General features: G+C 60.4%; 15 protein-coding genes and 3 pseudogenes. 12 read left to right on the top strand and 6 right to left on the bottom strand.

All coding sequences use genetic code 11. From position 1 onward, the window contains the following. Positions 1–110: 110 nt before the first annotated feature. From WGT02_RS19820 to WGT02_RS19795, 6 genes and pseudogenes are all read right to left on the bottom strand, one after another. A complete protein-coding gene (locus WGT02_RS19820) occupies positions 111–1,142 on the bottom strand; it encodes a DUF2955 domain-containing protein (protein WP_024314975.1) in 1,032 nt (343 codons plus the stop codon). After that, positions 1,132–2,232, bottom strand: a complete 1,101-nt coding sequence (locus WGT02_RS19815) for an HlyD family secretion protein (RefSeq protein ID WP_024314974.1) — start codon at positions 2,230–2,232, stop codon at positions 1,132–1,134. Before WGT02_RS19815 ends, WGT02_RS19820 begins: the two co-directional genes overlap by 11 nt. Before the next feature lie 801 nt (positions 2,233–3,033). After that, on the bottom strand, positions 3,034–4,980 hold the full coding sequence (locus WGT02_RS19810; RefSeq protein ID WP_208249614.1) for an adenylate/guanylate cyclase domain-containing protein: 1,947 nt from the start codon (positions 4,978–4,980) through the stop codon (positions 3,034–3,036). Positions 4,981–4,982: 2 nt separating this feature from the next. After that, positions 4,983–5,120 (bottom strand): annotated as a pseudogene (locus tag WGT02_RS19805) (VIT family protein); the annotation flags it as partial. 233 nt (positions 5,121–5,353) lie between these two features. After that, positions 5,354–5,817, bottom strand: a pseudogene (locus tag WGT02_RS19800) (hypothetical protein). A gap of 101 nt (positions 5,818–5,918) precedes the next feature. Then, positions 5,919–7,721 (bottom strand): membrane protein, encoded by a 1,803-nt coding sequence (locus WGT02_RS19795; RefSeq protein ID WP_024314970.1) that lies wholly within the window; start codon positions 7,719–7,721, stop codon positions 5,919–5,921. Positions 7,722–7,973: 252 nt separating this feature from the next. On the opposite strand from WGT02_RS19795, the gene WGT02_RS19790 reads away from it, so the two are divergent. From WGT02_RS19790 to WGT02_RS19735, 12 genes and pseudogenes are all read left to right on the top strand, one after another. Then, entirely contained in the window at positions 7,974–8,972 is a 999-nt protein-coding gene (locus WGT02_RS19790) for a LacI family DNA-binding transcriptional regulator (protein ID WP_208250553.1), read from the top strand. Positions 8,973–9,013: 41 nt separating this feature from the next. Then, positions 9,014–10,306 carry a sugar ABC transporter substrate-binding protein gene (locus WGT02_RS19785; protein WP_208249616.1) on the top strand — a complete coding sequence of 431 codons (1,293 nt, stop codon included), beginning with the start codon at positions 9,014–9,016 and terminating at the stop codon, positions 10,304–10,306. Between the two features lie 82 nt (positions 10,307–10,388). Then, complete coding sequence (locus tag WGT02_RS19780; protein ID WP_024314967.1) at positions 10,389–11,321, top strand: carbohydrate ABC transporter permease; 933 nt, start codon at positions 10,389–10,391, stop codon at positions 11,319–11,321. Then, the gene (locus WGT02_RS19775) at positions 11,314–12,207 is read left to right on the top strand and encodes a carbohydrate ABC transporter permease (RefSeq protein ID WP_024314966.1); all 894 of its coding nucleotides are present in this window, start codon (positions 11,314–11,316) and stop codon (positions 12,205–12,207) included. Before WGT02_RS19780 ends, WGT02_RS19775 begins: the two co-directional genes overlap by 8 nt. Before the next feature lie 3 nt (positions 12,208–12,210). Beyond that, a complete protein-coding gene (locus WGT02_RS19770) occupies positions 12,211–13,923 on the top strand; it encodes a GH32 C-terminal domain-containing protein (protein ID WP_208249618.1) in 1,713 nt (570 codons plus the stop codon). Between the two features lie 13 nt (positions 13,924–13,936). After that, positions 13,937–14,962: pseudogene (locus WGT02_RS19765) on the top strand (ABC transporter ATP-binding protein). 167 nt (positions 14,963–15,129) lie between these two features. Then, on the top strand, positions 15,130–16,275 hold the full coding sequence (locus WGT02_RS19760; RefSeq protein WP_024314962.1) for an efflux RND transporter periplasmic adaptor subunit: 1,146 nt from the start codon (positions 15,130–15,132) through the stop codon (positions 16,273–16,275). Positions 16,276–16,278: 3 nt separating this feature from the next. Then, the gene (locus WGT02_RS19755; RefSeq protein WP_208249619.1) at positions 16,279–19,431 is read left to right on the top strand and encodes an efflux RND transporter permease subunit; all 3,153 of its coding nucleotides are present in this window, start codon (positions 16,279–16,281) and stop codon (positions 19,429–19,431) included. Between the two features lie 222 nt (positions 19,432–19,653). Further along, positions 19,654–19,851 carry a hypothetical protein gene (locus WGT02_RS19750; protein ID WP_007794020.1) on the top strand — a complete coding sequence of 66 codons (198 nt, stop codon included), beginning with the start codon at positions 19,654–19,656 and terminating at the stop codon, positions 19,849–19,851. Between the two features lie 60 nt (positions 19,852–19,911). After that, a complete protein-coding gene (locus WGT02_RS19745) occupies positions 19,912–20,556 on the top strand; it encodes an alpha/beta family hydrolase (RefSeq protein ID WP_208249620.1) in 645 nt (214 codons plus the stop codon). Positions 20,557–20,729: 173 nt separating this feature from the next. Continuing rightward, a complete protein-coding gene (locus WGT02_RS19740; RefSeq protein ID WP_375679394.1) occupies positions 20,730–21,632 on the top strand; it encodes a glycine betaine ABC transporter substrate-binding protein in 903 nt (300 codons plus the stop codon). Next, positions 21,629–22,327: a L,D-transpeptidase gene (locus tag WGT02_RS19735; RefSeq protein WP_024314959.1), complete on the top strand. Its 699-nt coding sequence runs from the start codon at positions 21,629–21,631 to the stop codon at positions 22,325–22,327. Before WGT02_RS19740 ends, WGT02_RS19735 begins: the two co-directional genes overlap by 4 nt. Positions 22,328–22,375: the final 48 nt, after the last annotated feature.

Here is a 22,375-nt window from a genome sequence, read left to right as displayed (position 1 = left end):
TGCTGCTGTTTGGGTCGCTGTTGCCTGCAGAACCTCTGGGCCGTCCGGAGTCGGTCTGGCGGGTACGGACGGCTCACCCTCAAATGGAACCTTTGAAGAGGCCAGGCGCGTCATTTGGCATGACTTTCTCGTGTTTCCGATTGCGGCCAGAAGATTACCGCCATCAGCACCGTGTAGATCAGCGCCGCGCCGACGTAGACAATGCGGGTCGCGAAGGATTCAGCGGCGCCGCCGGGCACCGGCGACACGCCGAGCCCGAACAGGATCAGGAACGTCGTGAGAGCGCCGGCGTACATCTTGGCATCTTTCAACCGGCCCGCAGCGCGCCCGCCCAGGATCAGCGTCACCACGAGGACGATGAGAAAGATCGACAACAGGCTTGGGCGCAGAGTGAGGATGGTGTAGGCGATGGATGCCAGTATCCCTCCTGACAGGTTGATGATCACAAGCCCGAGTGCCATTCGGCTGCTCGCAGCGGCATCGAACTGGCCGAGCAGCGAGGCGACGGTGATGGGGATGACGAGCGCTGCAGACAGTTGATCGTTGATCAGGCAGACCGCGACCGCCCCCAGCAGTATTGCCGTGTTCGCCAGAGCTCGCAGATAGGAAGGAGGTCTGACTGTTGCCGAAGAAGCCGCCGCGATGCGCGTCGTATGGGGCTCCGGGATCACCGCATGGGCAAGCCACATCAGAAGCGTGCCGCCGAGGATGCCGGTCACAAGGATCGACAGGATTGAATTCGCAAGGTCCTTGTTCAGGATTCCGATCAATGGAACCATAATTGCGACGACCTGCACAAGAAAGATCGCGGGCCCCCCGGTGCCCGCCGCCTGGGCCGCGAAACAGAAGAAGTAGATCAGCGCCAGCAGGATCAGGAACGTCGAAGGGCGATCGCCGAACAGATTCGTCAAGACCATCATGCCGATCCCCGTGAACAGGATCAGCAACGCGGCGCCCAATGTCTTGCCTAGCGGCAGCGGACCGGAGCTACCCAACAGGAACTGCGCGGCAAAAATAGGCACGAGGAACGGCACGATGGCACCGAGCGACACAGCGGAAGTAAATCCCAAGGAGACCGCAAACGCCACCCGCAGTCCCTTTCGACGCTGCTCGGCAGACGGATCGTCGCGGTCATCCCACATAGGTCAGCACCGATATGATGCGGATCCGCAGCCAGCCCCAGGCATTGGTGACCGGATGATCGCCGGTGTAGATGACGACGGTCGCCTGCGAGCCATATCGCACGCCCTTTGGCCGTTCTGCGTCCATGACCAGGCGAACCGGAAAGCGCTGTGCCTCCTGGACCCAGCCGGTGTCGGTCCGGATCGTCGGCAGGCCGGTGTTCGGGTCAGTTCCGCCGCCGCCCTGCTGAGACACGCCGAGGCCGATGCTTTCGACCTTGGCAGGAAAGAGCCTTCCAGGGAGCGCATCGAAGAGCAGCTCGGCCCGATTGCCGACGGCGACATTCTCCAGGCTGTTCTCCTTGAAGGCGGCGGCAATCCAGATCGTCCCGACATCGATAAATGTCATGGCCGGCTGGCCGACGCTCACGACCTTGCCGATGGAAAGCTGCAGGTTGGTGACGACGCCGGCCGATGGCGCGTGAATGGTCGTTCGAACCAAGTCCAGCTGGGCAGCCTCCAGCGCCGCAAGCGCTTCCCGGAGCTGTGGGTTGTCGTTGCCTGTCGGGCCGAGCTCTTCCTTGGCCTTGGCGAGATCGGCCTCCGCACCGGTCACCGCGGCCTCCGCCTGCTCGTAAGCGGATTTTGCCGTGTCATATCTTGCCTTGGAGAACACGCCCCGCTTGACCAGTTCAGTAGCCCGCGCGTACTGGTCACGCAGGTTGTCCCGATCCGCCTCCATTTCCACCAGCTTGGCCTGGGCGGCGTCCACCGTCGCAGTGGAAGCGCCGAGGGTCTGACCCACAAGCGCCAGATTGGCCTCCGCTTGGGCGACAGCAATTTGATAGGTGCTGGGATCGATGCGGAAAAGCACCTGATCGGCTTCGGCCAGCGAGTTGTCGTCGACATTGACCTCTATGACACGGCCCGTCACCTCAGGCGCTATCCCCACGACATAGGCCTGAACCTGCGCCTGCGACGTGGAGGGTGTACGCCGCTCCATGAAGACGGACAGCACAAACAGGACGAGCGCCAAGAGCACTATGATAAGCGCCGTTCGGCGCAACGGATTGCGGCCGGCGACGACAGCTGCAGGCTGGGTTGAATCCACGGCTCTTCCCCCCGGAAAGACGCTATTCATCGACTCCACGGCCTGCAGTGGCATACCGGAAGCCGAACTGGACCAAGCCCGATATTACACCTTACCGGCAGAGATGTCGTCCGAATAGACGATGCGGGTGCTGCGGCATTCTGAATCCCTGAATGCGTGAACCAGAGCATCGCCCCGGCACTATGGCAGGGGCATCTTAACGGCACCGCCGGCGCCGCGAAAGAGCTGCTTCGTCTCGCTGCCAAGCGTCTATCGCAAGTGCCTAGTCTCGCCACGAACAGACAGGATGCAAGGCAAGCGCTCAACGACTATTGCAGGCGCTGGGGGCATCGCGTGGCGGTTCGCCAATGCCAAGGCGCGCGGGGAGTTCGGCGCGGACGCCGAGGGCCACGGCTCGACAAGCGGTTCCAGATTTTGCAAGCCTCTGTGCAATCAAGCCCCCGCAACCAAATCTTCCCAAGTAACCAAAATAACCAGACCCAGATGTGCTGGCGATCCTAGCGCATCCGTCGTGCGGACCATAGCTGAGGGGTGAGGAGGAAAAGGGCATTGATCCAGTGAACCAATGACCCGACGAACCGTTCAAATTCGGCCCCCGAAACGAACAAACAGCCCGCACAAGCCGGGCTTCTTAGGCACAACAGCACTCAGCGACCGATCGGGCACCATCGCGGCGACGTCCTCGCCATCGAGGCTTTTCCATAAAGCCGCGCATGTCGTCGTGTTCCCGAAGAAGTCGAAGCGGATTCCAGGATTTTCCGGTGCCTCCGACACAGGGCTTCGACGGGCAATAGAGGCATGTCACCCCCGAAGCTCGTAAAGCTCCGTCTGCCCTGTTCGACCTCTGACGCTGACCGTTCCGATGGAGATGAAATTGAAGCTCTCTTCAACCGCGTCGCGGATCGCGCTGCTCACCAGGATCGAAGTTCCATAGTCACGGTTCAGGCCCTCTAGCCGCGAGGCGATGTTTACCGTGTCTCCGATGGCGGTATATTGGCGGCGGCTCTCGGCGCCGACGCTCCCCACAACGGCCGGGCCGGTGTGAAGGCCGAAGCGGGTGATGAGTTCGGGGCGACCGGCGGCATTATTAGCCGCGTTCATCGCATCGACGGCCGCCTTCACCGACAAGGCACAGCGGCAGGCGTTTTCGACATGTCGCTCGTCGTGAACGGGTGCGTTCCACATCGCAAAAATGGAGTCTCCGATGTATTGGACGATGGTGCCGCCGTGGCGCTCGACGATCATGTTGAGGGTTTCGAAATAGGTGGAGAGCAGGGCGACGACCTCTTCGGGGGAATGCCGCTCGGAAATGGTCGTGAACTCGCGGATGTCGGTGAAGAGAACGGTGATCTCCTGCCTGGAGGCAGAGCCTATGGCGGACTGGCCGGCGATGACGATCCGGCGCACGAGTTCGCGCGGCACGTAGAGCGAGAACGTCCGGATGGCATCGCGGGCCGAGCCCAGCGCCTTCGCGAGCGCGTTGACCTCGGATATCCAGGAGCGTGAGACGCGGCTCTGCTTGAATTCCAGATTGCCCAATTGCCTTGCCTCGTCGGCCAATGCATAGAGCGACCGGCTGATCAATCGGGAGATGATGATCGCGGCAATCGCGCCTGCTGCCAGGAAGGCAGCGGCGGCGGCAAGGTTGCGCCTCAGCGTGCGCTCGACAGGCCCGATGAGCTCGTCGAGTGGTGCGGCGATGATGACCGTATAGTCTTTCAGCAAACCGGCTATTTCCGCATGGAAGGTTTGAGCGAGGTACTCGCGGCCATTCACCGCAAAGTGGACGACCTCGCCATCCGGCACGCGACTGTCTTGTGCCAAGTTCGTGACCGCTGGAATGGCGGAATCTGCGTCTACCGCGTCTGCGGCCGACAGCACCATCCCACGGCGGATGCGATCGCGCAGTTTCGTCATGACTGCCGGGTCGGAGTGTACGATCAGGCGGCCTGTGTTGTCGAACACATAGCCATGCGCCTGTTTCGAGACCGTGCCGATATCGACAACCTCCCCCAGGCTCACAAGCATCACATCGACGCCGATCACGACTCGATCCTGCCCGACGGTGGGCGTAGCGAACGTCAGGGTGAGGTAGTTGGTCGCGGCTGAGATGTAGGGGCCGACCGAGGTCGTCCGTCCCTCGGAGAGCGCAGCCTTGTACCAAGGCCGAAAGCGTGGATCGAAGACATCGTCGCGGTCGGCACGCCGAGCGAGAGGGCGAGCGTCCTTATCGAAGAAGGTCCACGTCGTCACTGGAATGCCGATGACCTTGGTGATCGTGCGAACGGCGAATGCGGCTCCGGAAGGGGCGTTCAAGGTGTCGCGCCAGGCGGGATTTGTGCCAATGCTGATGGCTTGTACATAGGTCCCATCGGCATAACCGGCATAGATTCCGTCGATGCGGAAAGACGACTTCAGTAGCCGCAGCAGGAGATTGTGCTTCGCCAGCAGGTCCTGGGGAGGCGGCGTAAGCATTTGCGGGACCGCAGAGGTCGTCTCGATCGCGGCGTAGGCGCGGCTGAAGACATTGCGGTAGTCCTCGATGCTGCGCAGGCCGAGCTGCCGCATCTGGGCTTCGCCGGCAGAAAGGGCAGTCACCTTGCCTTGGGTATATGCCATCCACACGAGCGGCAGCGCCGTGCAGGCCAATAGCCCGACAATGATGACGCTAAGATGCAGTCGCAGGGGAAATCCCCAGTCCGATGGCGTCGTGGTTTCCGTCGCGGACGATGGCGGGCGATGTTCCATACCTAACCCCCAAGAGCGATTGCAATGCCGACCAGCACAAGGCCGAGGCAAGTCATTGTTATACCTGCATTGAGCGGTTTCGCGTCGGAAAAGCGCGCCCAGGCACAGCCCGTCACGAACAGGAGGCCAATCAGCAGAAGAAGGAATTTAAGCCGGACGATAACTGGACGATCGTGCGCGACTAGCCCAAGCCATTCGCAGAACACGCGGATGCGTCGCGGGAACGCTTGGCCTTTAGAGACTCGAGCATCGTTGTTCGTCAGCGACTTTTCCTGCCGACAGGCCGCAGGAGCTTGTTTGCCCGTGCGGACGCGTCGCGCAATCCTGCCGGGCGTACTGGGTGTCTATCCGATCAGGCGCCTTCGCGTCCGATCTATTCGACGGGCGGCTCCCAGGTCAAGAAGAAGCCGACGTCGCCGGGGATGCCGCCCGGGAAATTGATAATCGCCGCTCTCAGGCCGTAACCCTGGGGCTTCGCGACCGTTTCAAATAGATCGTAGTGTTCCTTTGCCTTGCCCTGTAGGCTATTTTGCTAGCCGGGCAGGTTGTTGTTGATGCCGCGACCGCTGTCCGAGCAGAGGTTGGACGGGAAGCTGTAGACCATCGCTTCGTATTTCCCGTCCGCAGCCGCCTTCGTCACAACGCGTTTGATGACTGTGCGTTCTGTCTCACCGATATGCTTCTGGAAAAATCCTCGACGAACTCTGCATGTTTCGTCGCCTCGCGGGCCTTTATCTTTTCGTCGCGTCCCATCTCCGCGAGCTGAAGTTCAATTGCACGCTTGCGCAGATCTTCGGCACTGGTCATCGACTGAGGGGTCGTCTCGCTTGCAGTCATCGCCATGTCCTCCAAAGTTTTCCAAAGGATGAGGTGCGTACGGGCGTTAAGGCAGTAAATACGCGTCGGATGGGGTAGCATACGGTATGCTACGTCGCGAACTACCGGCTGCCGATCATGCCATCGTCAGGAGGGATCGCGACGCCGGAGGCCCGCAAGCCGTCAAGGAAGTGCTTCTGGTCTTGCGGACGATGGAGACGTAGCGCCACTTCCTTGCGGATGTTTTCCATAAGCACCGGGGCATTCATCCGGAGCCAGTCCTGCTCGCTGCGCGCTTCATCAAGCTTGCCTGACGCGCCGAGGATGGCCAGCAGAACGAGATGGTGCATGGGATTGTTTTTCAAATCGGCCATGCGGGCCCAAAGCTCAGCTGCCTGATTGTCTCCCCTCATATAGGCACATAACGCCATACCGCCCTCGTAGTATCCTCTAGGGCCGGGATTTCTGCTGATCGCGCCGGAGATCAATTCGCAGCCGGTGTCCCACTTTCCGGACATCGCGAGACGGAAGCCATATTCGCCCGCAACCTCCGTATCATTGGGATTGATTGCGTAGGCGGCAGCTCCCGCTCGCAGTGCAGCGTCCAAGTCGTTGTTGAAGAAGCTGGCGAGCATCAGCGCCTGCAATGCGCGTGCGTTCCGGGGGTCAAGATCCACCGCGCGTTTGGCTGCGTCCGCCGCGAGCTCCAGTGGCCGTGGCGACGACTGGGCTCTGGGCTGGTATTGGAACCTCACCTCGTCGAGATAGATCAGCGATAGCAAAGCCCAATACGTAGAATTAGTTGGAAGCCGTCTGATTGCCTCCTTCAGACAATCTCTTACCGCCGCATGCATCCGCGGATCGAGCTCGGCTCGATATGCATAGTACGACAGCGCACATGAATAAGCTTCCCAATCGCCGCTGTCCGGCTTGACGACCTTGCTGGCATAAGGCTGAAAGGTGATACCGTATGGTTGGGCAATGGTCGTGGCAATGCGTTGCGCAACGTCGGTCTCCACCTCAAGCAGGTTACGCTCGCGCAGGTCCGCATCATAATCGTCTGCCCAGATGACGGCACCGTCCGCGTGGCGGATCAACCGCGCGATCAGCCGCATTTTATCCGCTTCGAGCCGAACGCTTCCCTGCAGTGCAAACCATGGCCCTTCCGCCTGGGATCCCTGCCGTGTTCGGGGGGCAATCACGACGATCTCCCTGAACTTCGTGAGTTGCCCGACAACGTCAGTCAGCCCTTGTGCGATGTCTGCCGAGGCAGCGTTGCCAGGAACGTTCTGGAACGGCTCGACGATGATCCTGGGCTGAGCGCCGTCGCTTGAAAAAGCAGATGAGGACAGGGGCGGTGGAGCGGCAATGGAAAGCCGCGGCGCCTCAAGGAAGTCTATGATCCCAACAATTGCCGCAGACACGGCTATGGCATACCAGATCCAGCGTCGGTAGCGTGTAGGAGGGGATCGCATAGGTGCCGGCGCCGGTTCTGGCGGATCCCGTTCAGGAGGCGTGCTCGGGGCCGATACCACTTGAGCGGTGGGGTCGCAGGCACCTTCGGCATAGCCGAAGGATGGCACATACCCGCCTTTTGGTATCGTAACAACGATGCTGTCGGCGTGGCCGGCAACCAAGTAGTAGCGTTCGAGCGCCCAGCGGATCCGGCCTGCCTCGATCCGCACAACCGGATCGTTTTGGGCGTCGAAGGACGTGTCTCTCGCGAATACCTCTTGCGCAATCGTGTAGGCCTTCAGGTAGTCTGCACGGCCCGAAAGGGTCCCCTCCACAATGAATTCGAGAAATCGCCGGCCCCGGTCGGGTGCGTGAAACTCGCCACTGGAGAGGATGCGCTCGATTTGATCACGTATTTCATTGACTGTGGGATTGGCAGCCCCATCCCTGCTCGCTCGGGAACTTTGCATTGCAGGCGTCCTCAGACTGTTCCTGTCGCTCAGTTTTATCCGCGGTTTCAGTATATACTAGATCTGCTAATTCAGGGGGTTGCAGAATAGTTGTTTGATCTCCCGTAAGGGGCGATTCTGCATTTGCGGCGCAAGGCCTCTCATATGGAAACAGACGAGCTTGACCAGATTGCACAAGTCGAAATCTCCTTCGCGCTTGCAAAGCACATCGCGTTATCTTATTGGGTAAACGATAACCCAAGGGAGGAAGACTTGGCGGCGTCGCTTTCAGATATAGCGGAGCGGGCGGGGGTCTCGATCAAGACCGTCTCCGGCGCGCTGCATGGCGGATCCGCCCGTATGTCGGAAGAGACGCGCTCGAGGATCAAGCAGATTGCCGAGGAACTCGGCTACGTCACCAACCTCGCTGCCAGAGGCGTGCGGCAGGGTTGGTTGCCGCTGATCGGCGTCGTAGCCGACGAGCTTATCACCTCACCCTTTGCGACGGAGATCATCCGCGGCCTCGATGGTGCCGCACGGACGGCGGAGATGGCCGCCTTTGCGATGAACCTCAACGGCACCCGCGACGTCGCGTCGGTTCTGGAGGAGGTGCGCCGCTTTCGTCCTCGCGCCATCGCCTATGCGGCGATGTACCACAAGACCGTCGCCTTGCCTGAAGCGTTGGTCGGAAATGTCGGCATCATGATCAACTGCAGCGAAGCCAACGGTCGGGTAACCTCGCTGGTGCCTGACGAAGAGAGTGCTGCCTTCGAGATCACTCGTCACCTGCTCGCCGCCGGGCGTCGCCGCATTGCCTTCATCAATCTTCCGGGCCTTCTCGCCGGGGAATTGCGTGAGCGCGGCTTTCGAAAGGCGCTCCATGAAGCAGGCTTTGCGCCGACCGGCGTTGTGCCTGCTGTCCGCCGTCCGATCTACAGTGACCGAGCGCCCAGTCTGGTCGGAACGCATATCGACGGCCTCATGAACGCGAGCGAGCGTCCCGATGCCATTCTCTGTGGCAACGATCGTGTCGCCATGGAGGTGTATTCGGCGCTAAGGCGCGTGGGAGCGCGCATTCCCGACGACGTCGCGGTCGGCAGTTTCGACAATCAGGTCGAGATCGCCACAAGGCTCGATCCACCGCTGACAACGATGGCTCTGCCGCATCGCGCCATGGGCCGGCTTGCCGCAGAGATACTGCTGGGCGAGGAGACGGTTCCTCCGCAAACGCGAAGGCTTCCATTCCAGCTCATCTCTCGGTCTTCCATCTGAAAATCAACAGCAGCATGACGATCCAAAGGAGGAGAAATAAAATGGGTAAACGTTTACTTTCGGCGCTTCTGGTCTCGACGTCCCTTGCCGTAACCGCCGGCCTGGCGCAGGCTAAGACGGTCATTCACATGATGCATCAGGGTGATCTGGGTTGGGTCAAGACCTACGGCGACGTTGCCAAGCGCTTCGAAGAAGCCAATCCCGATGTTGACGTCGAACTCATCTATGCGCCGCATGATGCCTACAACGAAAAGTTCAGCGCGGCCGTGATGGCCAAGCAGTTGCCCGACATCATGGAACTCGATGCACCGTTTCTCGCCAACTACGTTTGGTCGGGATACCTGCAGCCGATCAAGCCATTGATCGAGAAGGATGTCATCGACGACATGACGCCTTCGAATGTTGCACAGGGTACCTATCCGATCGACAATGACCTCTATGCTGTCGGTCTCACCGACTCCTCGGTCGTGCTCTACGGCAACAAAAAATACCTGGAGGCGATCGGCGCACGCATTCCGAAATCCGTCGACGACGCCTGGACGCGCGAGGAATTCGAAGGCTACCTGGAAAAGCTCTCCAAGCTCGACGGTGTCAAATGGCCCATCGATACGTTCCGCGGCTATGGCATCAAGACGGAGTGGATCACCTACGCTTACGGACCACTTCTCGCGTCTGCCGGCTGTGACCTGATCGACCGGACATCGTGGAAGGCAACGGGAACGCTGGACGGCGAGGCCTGTGTCAATGCGCTGACGTTGATGCAAACGTGGGTGAAGAACGGTTGGGTCGTTCCGGGCTCTTCGGGCACAAACCAGTTCTATGCCGACGGCAAGCCGGCTGCATTGGCACTCGGCGGCCATTGGTTCTATGCGGAGGCAGCCGCGGCGATGAAGGACGATATCGTCGTTATGCCGCTGCCGAAGCTCGGCACCAAAGGTGTCAGCCCTAACGGGACCTGGATCTGGGGTATCACGAAGTCGTCCGAGCATCCCGACGTTGCCGGCAAATTCCTGAGCTTCCTTCTGAAGGACAAGGCGTACCGCGAGTTCGCCAAGGAGAATTCCGGCTTCCCCGGACTGAAGAGCTTTGCCGCCGATTCGCCGGTCTATGCTGCGGGTGGCCCGATGGCCGTTGCCTTCGAACAGGCGTCGAAGACGGCCGTCGCTCGCCCGCCGCATCCGGCCTATCCGACGATTACCTCGGCCTTCATGCAGGCCGTCGACAAGATCTTTAATGGTGGTGACGCCAAGGAAGCGTTGTCGGAAGCCGCAAAGAAGATCGATGAGGACATCGAGGATAACGCCGGCTACCCGCCGTTTGATGCGCAGCAGTGAGACTTTTGCCGCCAGGCCGTGCCAGTAAGGCAGCCTGGCGGCAACCCCGTTGGATGCCCCCAATCTTCAGGAGGAGGAGATCATGACTTTGCAACAATCGCCCGCTGCCGGGCGACTGCGCTCGGCCAGCCGACGCGATCGGCGTCGGCTGGCGCAGGAGGCCCTGATGATCGCCCCCGCCGTCCTACTTCTCGCCTTCTTCCTGATCGCGCCGTTCCTTCTGTCATTCTGGACGTCCATGACGAACCAGCCGCTGGTGCCGCGGCCGACGCCGGTGCGCTTCGTCGGGTTGTTGAACTTCCAGCGCATCTTCAACGATCCGCTGTTCTGGACGGCCTTGTGGAACGTGTCGCGCTTTACATTCTGGGTTCTGCCGGTTCAGTGCGGCCTCGCATTTGCGACGGCGCTGCTGCTGCACCAGAAGATACCCGGTCGCAATCTCCTGCGCGGCATGTTCTTCCTGCCTGCGATCACCTCCATGGTTGTCGTCTGCGTCATCTGGGGCACTTTGTTCCAATATCCCAGCGGGCCGTTCAACCAGATCGTCGGCTTCCTGTCCGGCGGCCGGATCCAGCCGATCGACTGGCTGGGCGATCCCAACTGGGCGATGTTCTCGATCGTGCTGCTTTCCGCGTGGCAGGCCTATGGCTTCCAGATGATCGTCTACCTCGCCGGTCTCCAGGGGATCCCGGACGAACTCTATGACGCTGCCAAGATCGATGGCGCCAACGCACTGCGCCGCTTCTGGCATGTCACGATGCCCGGTCTGCGGCCTACTCACGTCTTCGTGCTTGTCATTACGACCATCCAGGCGTTCAAGCTCTATACGCAGGTCGCCATCCTCACCCAGGGTGGACCAAAAGGAAGCACCGAAACCGTCGTGCACTACATGGTGCGGGCCGGATTCGAGGAGCAGAAGCTCGGCTATGCTTCCGCCGTCTCCGTCATCCTGTTCGTCATCGTACTCGTAATCGCGCTGATCCAGCGCAAACTCTTGAGGCGCTTTGATGTCTGATCTCGTCATGAGCCAAGCGACGCCCGTCGTGAAGCCCTGGGCTTCCAGCAAGGCGTCATTCCACCTCGTCCAGGCCGTCTGCATCTTTATCATTGCCCTGGTGGTGATCTCACCGCTGTTCATGCTCCTCATCGCGAGCCTGAAAGACGATCGTTTCCAGATTCTGGCGGATATGGGCAGCTTCCGCGCCTTCTGGGTGTCTGATCCGACGCTCGCCAACTTCAAGGAAGTCGCGCACTTCTCAGGCGAACTGGCATTCGGCCGCTACCTTCTCAACTCGCTGCTGATCCTGGCGGTCACAGTCGGCGGCGGCCTCGTCGTCAATTCCATGGCCGGCTTCGTGCTGGCCTGGGGCTCGCTGCGCGGCAAAGCCGTCTTGCTTGCGCTGGTCGTCGCTCTCTACGTAATTCCGCAGGAAAGCATCATCATGCCGCTGGTGGTGATGGTGTCGCGCGCCGGCATGACCGACACCTTCGCCGTGCAGATTCTTCCCTGGGTCGCGAGCCCCCTCTACATCTTTCTGTTCTACCAGTTCTTCGCACAGCTTCCCAAGGAGCTCTACGAGGCGGCGGAGATCGATGGGGCTTCAGTCTTCCGTATCTATCGCTCGATCTATATGCCGCTCAGCCTGCCTGCGCTTGCCACCGTCTCGATCCTCATGGGGATCGAAAGCTGGAACCAGTATCTCTGGCCGACCCTCGTGACGCAGACAGACTATGCGCGTCCGATCTCCGTCGCCATCGCCACCTTCTTTGGCCAGGACAGCATCTATTGGGACCGCGCCATGGCCGCCTCCGTCCTGATGATGATCCCCATTCTCGCTCTCTACCTCGCTTTCCAGCGCTGGTTTGTGAGCTCGTTCGTCGGCTCTGCCGTGAAAGGTTGATTGATGACAATTCAAAGAGGACGTTTCTCGGGGTCTCGGGAGAACGTGAGTGCCGATCTTCAAGCCGGGGACGTGATCCACGTTTGGCTGAAGGCGCGGATCACGGGCGTTACGGCTACTGTCGCCGTGACCGTCGCGGGTGTCGAGATCGCCGCGGCGGTTTCCACCAAGACCGAAGAGTTCGAATTCCACCACGTTGTTCTGTCGGCAGGTGGAGAATGCGTGCTGAGCTATGAGCCATCGGCCACGGCCGTCTCGGTGATCTACAGCTTCGATCCGGTAAGCGTGCTTGAGGAGGGCATTCGCGTGCTTCACTACGCGGCAGCAAATGCGCCGCCGCAACTCCATTCGGGGTATCATTTCCGCCCGCCCTTCGGCTGGATGAACGACCCCAATGGTTTCGGCCGATTCGAGGGGAAAGCGCACCTTTTCTACCAGCATTACCCGCATAGCCTGCGCTGGAACACGATGCATTGGGGGCATGCGGTCTCGCATGACTACCTTCACTGGACGCATCTTCCGGTCTTCCTGTTTCCTGGAGCCGAACTCTCGATGCGTGACGACGGCCGCGGAGGGGCTTTTTCCGGGTCGGCCATCCCGGTTGCGACAGAGGACGGCGAGCAGATCCGCATCTTCTTCACCGAGCAGGTGCGGGATCGGAAGCCGGAGGAGCAGATACAGCTTTCTGCGATCTGCGCAGACGGGATTTTTGTTGGCAACCCCTCCGTTGTTCTGCCGGTGCGACCGGAAGGACTGGGGCTCACTCCGGATTTCCGCGATCCCAATGTATTCAAGGGGCCGGATGGCCTCTGGAAGATGTTGCTCGGCAGCCGCGACAAATCCGGCGGCGTGATCCTCCTTTATGAGACGTGTGATCGCGATGCAGCGGGCAGCTGGAACCTTGTCGGCGTCCTGCATCGCGAGGATCGCTTTGGCATGACGGCCGCAGAATGCCCCTGCATGATCCCTCTGGGCGATGTCGCAAGCGACGAGACGCGCTGGGCTCTCATTTTCGGCCTCCTGACCAGCCGCGATCCAGCGACCGGACGCCGCAACATGTCGTCCGTCACCGTTGGTCGGTTCGATGGTCGCCATTTCCAACCGGAGTTCGAGCAGGAACTCGACTTCGGATCTGACGCCTATGCCTTTCAGGCCTTTGTCGATCATGACGGACCTGTCGGTCTGGCTTGGCTGGCGAATTGGACGGACGTTTCAAAGAGCGTCGATTTTCCAACGGCCATGACACTGCCGCGGCGCATTCTTCTCGATGGAAGCGCGGTTCTGACGCCGCCCCTCGAGGCAGTCGAGGGCCTGCGCCACAAGCTTCTCGATGACGACGGGTTGCGGACCGGCAAGAGCGTCGAGTTGGTCGATGGGGCGGTCGAGATTCAGCTTGACCTCAAGCAAGCCGGAGCATCCTTCGAACTCAGTTTCGACCATCCCGAGATCAGTCTTGGTGTCCGGCAGGACGAAGATGGGCTGGCGGTCCTTTTCGACACCGGAACGGGAAAGCCGTCGCCGCGCTACCTGGCTGCCGGCGCCAAGCCTGAGCAGGTTCGCATCTTTCTCGACGCGGGCTCGATTGAAGTGTTCGCGGACAACGGCCGCTGGTGCGGCACGAAGCGCATCCCAGGCTTTGCCGCTATCCGATCGGCAACACTTAACGCATCCGAAGGCAGCGTCGCGGCTGCTCGCGTCTGGCAACTCAAGCTCTGATCGAAGAGAAGACATGGCATCCGTCGCGATTGAACAGGCTTCGCAAGCAATAGGGCGCCGTGCCGGTTTCCACGGCGTCTCCGTGGATATAGAGGACGGCGAGTTCGTCACATTGGTCGGGCCGTCCGGCTGTGGTAAGTCGGCCTTGCTGCGCATGCTCGCCGGACTGGAGGATATCAGTGGCGGAGAAAGGGGACGTGTCGTCACCTCCAAGGAGTGCGATATCGCGATGGGTTTCCAGAGCTACGCGCTCTACCCTGACGGTTGCCGAATACAGGGGCTTTGCTTTGAAGCTGCAGGGGCAGGACAAGGTGGCGAGCGGCAGGCGCGTCCAAGAGGCTGCGGACATTCTGGCGCTGCAGCCCCTGCTTGATCGCCTGCCGAAACTGCTCTCCGGGGGCAACGGCAACGCGTGGCGATGGGGCGCGCAATCGTGCGCCACCAAAAGGTCTTCCTGCTCGACGAGCCGCTTTCGAACCTGGACGCCAAGTTGCGGGTGACGATGCGTGCAGAGATCAAAGACCTGCACCAGCGACTGAAAACGACAACCGTCTATGTGACCCAGGATCAGCTCGAAGCGATGACGATGGCTGACAAGATTGTCGTCATGCATGCTGGGCAGATCGAGCAGATCGGCCGACCGCTTGAACTCTACGATCGGCCAATCAATACCTTCGTCGTGAGATTCGTCGTGAGATTCGTCGGCTCGCCGGCATGAACCTCTTTGAAGGGCTCCGGGATGGGCGGTTTCATCTGGACCAGGGCGTCATTGCCACTGCCGCGATGCGAGACGCCGGTCGATGTCCATACCTACGGCATCCGTCCGGAGCACTGACGATTTCAGAGGCGGCATTCCTGCGACGGTTCTGGTAGTGGAGCCGACGGGCGCCGAGACGCATGCCCTCATGTCGATCGGATCACAGACCGCAGCGATGGTGCTGCATGATCGGGTCACCCTGCTCCGGGTGAGGCGATAAAAGTCGTTCCTGACTTATCCAAGACGCATCTTTTCTCGTCCGAGGGAATGCGGCTGAACTGACGGATAGCAGGCATAGCAAACCGACGCACACCGGGGTATCATGCGCATGTTATTGAGAATGCCGCAGAAATTCTACCAGGTGTAGAATTTCTGCGCCTCCGCTGATTGACAGTTGTCGGTCGTGCGACAAGTTAAGCTGGTCGTTAGACGCAGTTTGAGGGGGCTCAATGAAACGTTGCGGCAGTCAATTCTCCGCCGTGCTTGCGACTGCTGTTTTCACTCTCGCGACGAGCGTGGACGCACTCGGCCAGGAAGGTGCCAAGCCGGCCGCGCCTTTGCCGGCGGTGACCGTTGCGCGGGCGCTCACCAAGGACATTCGACCGTCTATTTCGTTCAGCGCCCGCGTGGAAGCCATCGACAAGGTCGAGCTACGAGCCCGAGTCGACGGCTTCCTCGAGAAGCGTCTCTTTACGGAGGGTCAAGACGTCAAGGCCGGGGACCTGCTCTTCGTCATGGAGAAAGGCCAGTATGAGGCCGCCGTTGGCCAGGCAAAAGGAGCAATCGAGTCGGCGGAATCAGCGTTGGCGCTGACCAACATCGAGGTTGATCGACAGACAGCGCTTGTTGCGAAGAGTGCGGCACCCAAGTCGCAGTTGGATCTGGCGACGGCAAAGCAGCGGGAAGCGACGGGGAGCCTTGTCCAGCTGAACGCTTCGCTCGACAAGGCAAATCTGGACCTCAGCTATACCGATATTCGCGCGCCAATCACCGGACGGATCGGTCGCTCGCAGTATTCCGTCGGAAATTTTGTCGGCCCATCCAGCGGCGTCCTTGCGACAATCGTCAGCCAGGATCCGATCTACGTCACCTTTTCAGTTTCGCAGCGCGAGATCCTGGAGGTGCGCGAAAAATTGGGCACCTCGGGCAAGTTGGGCGAGCAGGTGAGCGCTGCCAACGTGCATGTGCAGCTTGCCAACGGCAAGCAGTATGACCAACCCGGCAAGGTCAATTTTGTCGATGTGACGGTGAATCAGGGAACCGACACGGTGCCGGTGCGGGCAACCTTTCCCAATCCCGACCGCATTCTGATAGACGGGCAGTTGGTGAATGTGACAGTTGAGGGGGGCAGCCCACAGAACATGCTGGTCATCCCGCAAGCGGCGGTGCAGCTCGACCAGTCGGGCCCCTATGTACTCGTCGTCAACAGCGACAAGAAGGTTGAGACGCGCCGGATCGAAGCAGGCCCACCCGAAGGGAGCGAGCTCCCGGTCTTGAAGGGCCTGACGGCGGAAGACCTCGTCATTACTGAAGGAATTCAGAAGGTTCGTGCGGGCCAGCTTGTGGCACCAGTCGAAACAAAGTCGGGGTCGTAAGCCATGTTGTCCGCGATTTTTATCGATCGGCCGCGGCTTGCGGTCGTCATTTCACTCGTCATCACCATCGCCGGCTTCGTGGCGCTGACGGTTATCCCCATCGCACAGTTTCCGGATATCGTGCCGCCGCAGGTGTCGGTAACGGTGACTTATCCGGGTGCAAGTGCCGAGACCGTGCAGCAATCGGTGGCCCAACCCATCGAATCGCGCGTCGTTGGCGTCGACAACATGATCTACATGAAGTCGACCAGCGGCAATGACGGAAGCTATACGCTGACGGTCAGTTTCGCGGTGGGTACTGATCCCGACATCAACACCGTCAACGTGCAGAACCGCGTCAACCTGGCCGAGGCGCAACTGCCGCAAGAGGCACGTGCACAAGGCATCAGCGTCAAGAAGAAATCCTCGGCGCTGATGCAGTTGATCGCGCTCACCTCGACGAGCGGTGACCATGACCAGCTCTTCCTTTCCAATTATGCGACGATCAATATCATCGACGGTCTGAAACGGATTCCGGGCGTCGGTGATGTCTCGCTGCTGACGCCATCGGACTACAGCATGCGCATCTGGGTTTCTCCCGATCGCCTGACGAATTTTTCGATGACGCCGAACGATATCGTCGACGCATTGAAGCGCCAGAATATTCAGGCCGCAGTCGGCCGCATCGGCGCACAGCCGGCATTGCCCGACCAGCAATTCCAACTCACCATTCAGACCAAGGGTCGCCTGACCACCACCGAGGAATTCGGAAACGTCGTGCTGAGGGCCGAGCTGGACGGCTCCTTCGTCCGCATCCGCGATGTGGCCCGCGTCGAGCTGACCTCGAAATCGGCGGAGCAGCTCGGTCGTCAGGACGGCACGCCGGCCGCAGTGCTTGGCATCTATCAGTCGCCAGGTGGCAACGCCATCGCGACGGCCGAAGCGATCAATCAGCTCCTCGAGAAGCTCAAGCCGTCTTTCCCCGAAGGCGTCCAATACAAGGTCACTTACGATACGACGAAGTTTGTCGAGGAGAGCATCCACGAGGTCGTCAAGACGCTGATCGAGGCCTTCGTCCTCGTCGTTATCGTGGTCTACCTGTTCCTGGGGAGCGTGCGGGCAACCCTTATTCCCCTGATTGCCGTGCCCGTGTCGTTGATCGGCACATTTGCAGTGATGATGGGGCTGGGCTTTTCCGCCAATACCGTGTCGTTGCTCGCGCTGGTTCTTGCCATCGGCATCGTCGTCGATGACGCCATCGTCGTGGTCGAAGCCGTTGAAGCGAATCTGGAAAAGGATCCGAGCATTACGCCCGCAGAGGCGGCCCGTCGTGCCATGCGCGACATCACGGCGCCGATCGTCGCCATTACACTGGTGCTTCTTTCGGTCTTCGTGCCGGTGGCCTTCATCCCCGGCATTTCCGGCGAGCTGTTCCGGCAATTCGCTGTTGCCGTCTCCGTGTCGATGGTCATCTCGGCCATCAACGCACTCAGCCTCTCTCCGGCGCTCTGCGCAGTTCTCCTGAAGCCCCACCACGGTCCGAAGCGTGGTCCGATCCGCTACGTCCTGAAGGGGATCGATCTCGCTCGCGACGGTTACGCCGCGATCGTGCGGCGCTTTGTTCGTCTGGCGGCTTTTGGGCTGGTCCTGCTTGCGGTGCTTATCCTCGGCACCGGCTGGCTGTTCAAAACGACGCCCACGGGCTTCCTCCCCTCCGAGGACCAAGGTGCGATCTTCGGCGAAATCGTTTTGCCTGATGGCGCTTCGGTCAACCGATCGGATGCCGTCGCGAAACGGGTCGAGGAGATGATCCGCAAGACCGAAGGCATTCAGGGCGTTATGTCGGTCGTCGGCTACAGCTTGCTTGACGGCCAGGTGAAGTCGAACGCCGCCCTGCTGGTGATGACATTGAAGCCCTTTGCGGAGCGCACCACGCCTGAGCTTTCGGTAAACGGCCTGATCGCGAAGCTCAGCGCCGAGCTTCAGGCGATCCCGGAAGCCAACGTTATCGTCTACAATCTGCCGCCGATCATCGGTCTTGGAACAGGGAGCGGCTTTGAATACCAGCTCCTCAGCCTCAGCGGCGGCTCGTCGACGGAAATCGCGCAGGCTGCGCGCGGTCTCGTTTTTGCGGCGAACGAGAATCCGGCCCTGAGCAGGGTCTACACCACCTACACGGCCAATACACCGCAGCTCTATCTCGACATCGATCGCGAGAAGGTTCAGACGCTGGGGATCCAGGTCTCCGACGTCTTCAACGTGCTTCAATCGGTCCTCGGCAGTTCCTACGTGAACGACTTCAACCTGTTTGGTCGAACCTGGCAGGTGACGGTGCAGGGTGAGGCTTCCGACCGATCGAAGATCGATGACATCTACCGTATCAACGTGCGCAACAGCAAAGGCCAGATGGTGCCGATCAAGGCCTTTGCGCAGGCGCGGGTGATCCTTGGGCCACAGCTCATCGTCCGCTACAACAACTATTCCAGCGCCACGATCAACGGCGGACCGGCACCAGGTCGCAGTTCCGGCGAGGCAATTGCGGCCATGGACGAGGTCTCGGCCAAGACGCTTCCGCCCGGCTACAGTTACGAATGGACGGGAACCGCGCTGCAGGAAATCGAGGCGAGCGGCAAGACGGCGATCATCCTGGGGCTTGCCGTGCTCTTCGCCTATCTATTCCTGGTCGGACTTTATGAGAGCTGGACCATTCCGATCGCGGTGTTGCTTTCTGTATCCGCAGGCGTTGCCGGGTCGATGCTTGCCCTCAAGATCGCCGGCCTCGACAACAACCTCTATGCCCAGATTGGCCTCGTCGTCCTGATCGCGTTGGCGGCAAAGAACGGCATCCTGATCGTCGAGTTCGCCATGGAGCGGCGTAGGCACGGGCTTGGTATTTCGGAAGCGGCGATCGAAGGGGCGCGGGAACGTTTCCGCGCCGTGATGATGACGAGCTTTGCCTTCATTGCCGGCCTCATTCCCTTGGTCATTGCCGAGGGGGCTGGCATGCTCAGCCGCCGCGGTGTCGGCACCGCCGTCTTCGGCGGCATGCTGGCCTCGGCACTCGTCGGCATCTTTCTGATCCCCGTTCTCTATGTGATTTTCCAGTGGCTGCGGGAAAAGGCGAAAGGCGTCAAACGCGAGGCGAAACCACAGGTGGTCGAGGAAGAGCAGCACTAGCTGCCGGTTTGTCACCCCGGACGGAGAGGATCATCCGTTTGCGATGTACAGATCTGGCTTCCCAAGGATAAGGGCCGGCCGTGGTGAGGCTCTGCTGCACGCGTTGCGGCCAATATCTATGTACCGGTCATAAATCCCGCGATTGGCGAAGCGGGAAATGGCGGAGCGTCGTTGGAACATTTAGCGTGGTCGCAGGTTGCTTCTGTAAATAGGAGCGAAGCGATGCTGATTCTTGAAGAAATTCTCCTCGTTTCTGCTGATCGGGTGGCGTGCTGTCGTGGTCAACTCGAGTTGGATCTCGGGCAAATGATCGACGAGCTCGAGCGTTCGGGCTTCTCCCGCAAAGAAATATTGGTCGCCCTGAGCGAAATGATCAGCGAAGAATTCTCGGCTCTTCCAGACATGCCGAGATTCCACTGATCGCATCTACCCTTTCTGTCCGATATGGTGGAAATTCGCTCATTGCGCTATGACATCGCAATGAGCGAGAAGTTCCTGATCACCGGCCCGGACAATCCACCAGCCACCATCATGCTTGCCCACGGTACCGGCGCGCCGATGGACTCAAAGTCCATGACAGCGGCCGCAGACGCGCTTGCTGCGGTCGGGTTCTGCGTTGCACGCTTTGAGTTCGCTTACATGGCTGCCCGCCGGACGTCCGATGCGCGAAAGCCACCGCCGAAGGCCGAGACTCTGATCCCCGAATATCTGGAGGCGGTAAAGGCGCTCGCGAGCAACGGGCCGCTGATTATCGGCGGCAAATCCATGGGTGGACGAGTGGCGAGCATGGTGGCCGACGACCTCTACGAGCAAGGGACGATCCGTGGATTGTTGTGCCTTGGCTACCCTTTCCATCCACCCGGCAAGCCGCAACAGTTGCGCACGGCGCATCTGAAGAACCTGCGCACGCCGACGCTTGTCTGCCAGGGGACGCGCGACGAGTTCGGCACGCGCGAAGAGGTGGCGACTTATCCGCTTTCCGCTGCAATATCAGTCTTTTGGCTCGAGGACGGCGACCACGATCTTGCGCCGCGCAAGAAGATTTCCGGCTTCTCAGTCGGCGATCACCTCGCCACGACGGCTGCGCGCGTGAAGGCTTGGGCGCACGACAGCTGCCTCCGCTAGCGGCAGGCGGGAACGTCAACTCGACTTGACGGATGTGAAAGCTTTATGCATCTTCGCGTGCAAAGTGTGACGTGCATATCTACGATCCTTTCTCGCATGTTTGGGGGACAGGCATGGCGAAGCGCGTAGCATGTTCAGGGCTCTTTACATCCGTTCTCGCCGCAACGCTTGCGATGAGCAGCGCCGCCTTTTCCGCCGACCTCGTGATCGCGATGCCAAATTGGCCTTCGGGACAGGCGACAGCCAATATCCTCAAGGTCAGCATCGGCAAGGAGTTCGGGCTCAATGCCGATGTGCAGGAGATGGGCACGCTACTTGCGTTCAACGGACTCGAGAAGGGCACGGTGGATATCCACCCAGAGGTCTGGCAACCTAATCTCGAAGACGTCATCAAGCGGTTCGTGACGGAAAAGGGCGTCGTGGTTCTCGCCAAGCGTGGTGTGCCGGCCTGGCAGGGCATCTGCGCAACACCGGCTGCCGCGGAAAAGGGCCTGAAGACGATCGCTGATCTCAGCGACCCGGAAAAGACGAAGATTCTCGACACGGACGGCGACGGTAAAGGCGAGATGTGGCTCGGCGCACCGACATGGTCTTCGACCGGGATCGAGCGGATCCGGGCAAATACCTACGGCTATGCGAAAAACCTGACGCTGGTCGAGTCTGAAGAGGAAGTTGCCATGGCGGGGCTGGATATCGCGATCGCGACGAACCAGCCGCTGGTCTTTGCGTGTTACGCGCCGCATTTCATCTTTGACCTTCATAAGATCGTCCGCCTTGCCGAGCCTCCGCATGATGCCAGCAAGTGGAAGCTCGTCGGTCCTAACGATCCACTCTGGATCACCAAGTCCTCGGCATCGACGGCCTGGGACACGGCCAATTTCCGCATCGGATACGCAGCGGCTTTCGAGAAGAAGCACCCCGATATCGCCGCGTTCCTGGAAAAGGTCGATCTGTCGCCAGAGGAAGCGACGGCGATGGGCTATGCGCTCGAAGTCGAGCGTATACCGCCACTCGACTACGCCACAAAATGGGTCGCCGACAACGCAAAGCGCGTAGATGGGTGGGCGAAAAAATGACAGCAAAGCCCAGATTTCGAGTGAAGGCGAAAGAGGCCGCACGGGTGCGCAAGCTGACCTTGGCCCTGCTTGCGGCCGCAGCGTGCCTTTGCCCTCTTGCCGCGTGGGCACAGACGCAGATCTATGATTCCAAGACGCACACCTGGGTTGATTACGACAAGAGGAAGGCCCGCCAGTACTACGCGCGCAACAATCAGCCGCCGGAAGCATTCCGAATGCAGACGGTTCCCTTCAGGACCGCCGAGCCGCCGGGAACGATCATCATCGATGGCAACCAGCATTTCCTCTACCTCACCCAGCCTGGCGGTCAAGCCATCCGCTATGGCATCGGCGTTGGCCGCGAAGGCTTCGGATGGGCCGGGATCGTGCGTGTCGGCCGGACTGCGGAATGGCCGACCTGGACGCCGCCGGCCGAGATGGTGGCGCGCGACCCGAATGCGGCGAAGTGGGCGGCCGGGATGCCGGGTGGACCGGAAAACCCGCTGGGTGCCAGGGCGCTCTACCTCTACGAAGGCGACCAGGACACCATCTATCGTATCCATGGGACAGCGGAGCCTTGGACGATCGGGCTCGATGTGTCTTCCGGCTGCATCCGCATGAACAACAACGACATCGTAGACCTTGCGTCACGGATCAGGATCGGCGCCAAGGTCATTGTGCTGATGCAGGGGGCTGCACTCTACAAGGGCGTTTGAAAATGGGCCGGCTCAGCGCCGGAGAGCGAACGATCACGCTAGTCGGGG

Source organism: Rhizobium sp. T1470 (assembly GCF_042140505.1).
Classification (GTDB): domain Bacteria; phylum Pseudomonadota; class Alphaproteobacteria; order Rhizobiales; family Rhizobiaceae; genus Rhizobium; species Rhizobium favelukesii.
This window is presented reverse-complemented; position numbering and strand designations above follow the sequence as displayed.

Coding starts and splice junctions, on each gene's coding strand:
- WGT02_RS19820 (WP_024314975.1), bottom strand. CDS start 1,142: ATGTGGGATGACCGCGACGATCCGTCTGCCGAGCAGCGTCGAAAGGGA.
- WGT02_RS19810 (WP_208249614.1), bottom strand. CDS start 4,980: ATGGAACATCGCCCGCCATCGTCCGCGACGGAAACCACGACGCCATCG.
- WGT02_RS19795 (WP_024314970.1), bottom strand. CDS start 7,721: ATGCAAAGTTCCCGAGCGAGCAGGGATGGGGCTGCCAATCCCACAGTC.
- WGT02_RS19785 (WP_208249616.1), top strand. CDS start 9,014: ATGGGTAAACGTTTACTTTCGGCGCTTCTGGTCTCGACGTCCCTTGCC.
- WGT02_RS19780 (WP_024314967.1), top strand. CDS start 10,389: ATGACTTTGCAACAATCGCCCGCTGCCGGGCGACTGCGCTCGGCCAGC.
- WGT02_RS19775 (WP_024314966.1), top strand. CDS start 11,314: ATGTCTGATCTCGTCATGAGCCAAGCGACGCCCGTCGTGAAGCCCTGG.
- WGT02_RS19770 (WP_208249618.1), top strand. CDS start 12,211: ATGACAATTCAAAGAGGACGTTTCTCGGGGTCTCGGGAGAACGTGAGT.
- WGT02_RS19760 (WP_024314962.1), top strand. CDS start 15,130: ATGAAACGTTGCGGCAGTCAATTCTCCGCCGTGCTTGCGACTGCTGTT.
- WGT02_RS19755 (WP_208249619.1), top strand. CDS start 16,279: ATGTTGTCCGCGATTTTTATCGATCGGCCGCGGCTTGCGGTCGTCATT.
- WGT02_RS19750 (WP_007794020.1), top strand. CDS start 19,654: ATGCTGATTCTTGAAGAAATTCTCCTCGTTTCTGCTGATCGGGTGGCG.
- WGT02_RS19745 (WP_208249620.1), top strand. CDS start 19,912: ATGAGCGAGAAGTTCCTGATCACCGGCCCGGACAATCCACCAGCCACC.
- WGT02_RS19740 (WP_375679394.1), top strand. CDS start 20,730: ATGAGCAGCGCCGCCTTTTCCGCCGACCTCGTGATCGCGATGCCAAAT.
- WGT02_RS19735 (WP_024314959.1), top strand. CDS start 21,629: ATGACAGCAAAGCCCAGATTTCGAGTGAAGGCGAAAGAGGCCGCACGG.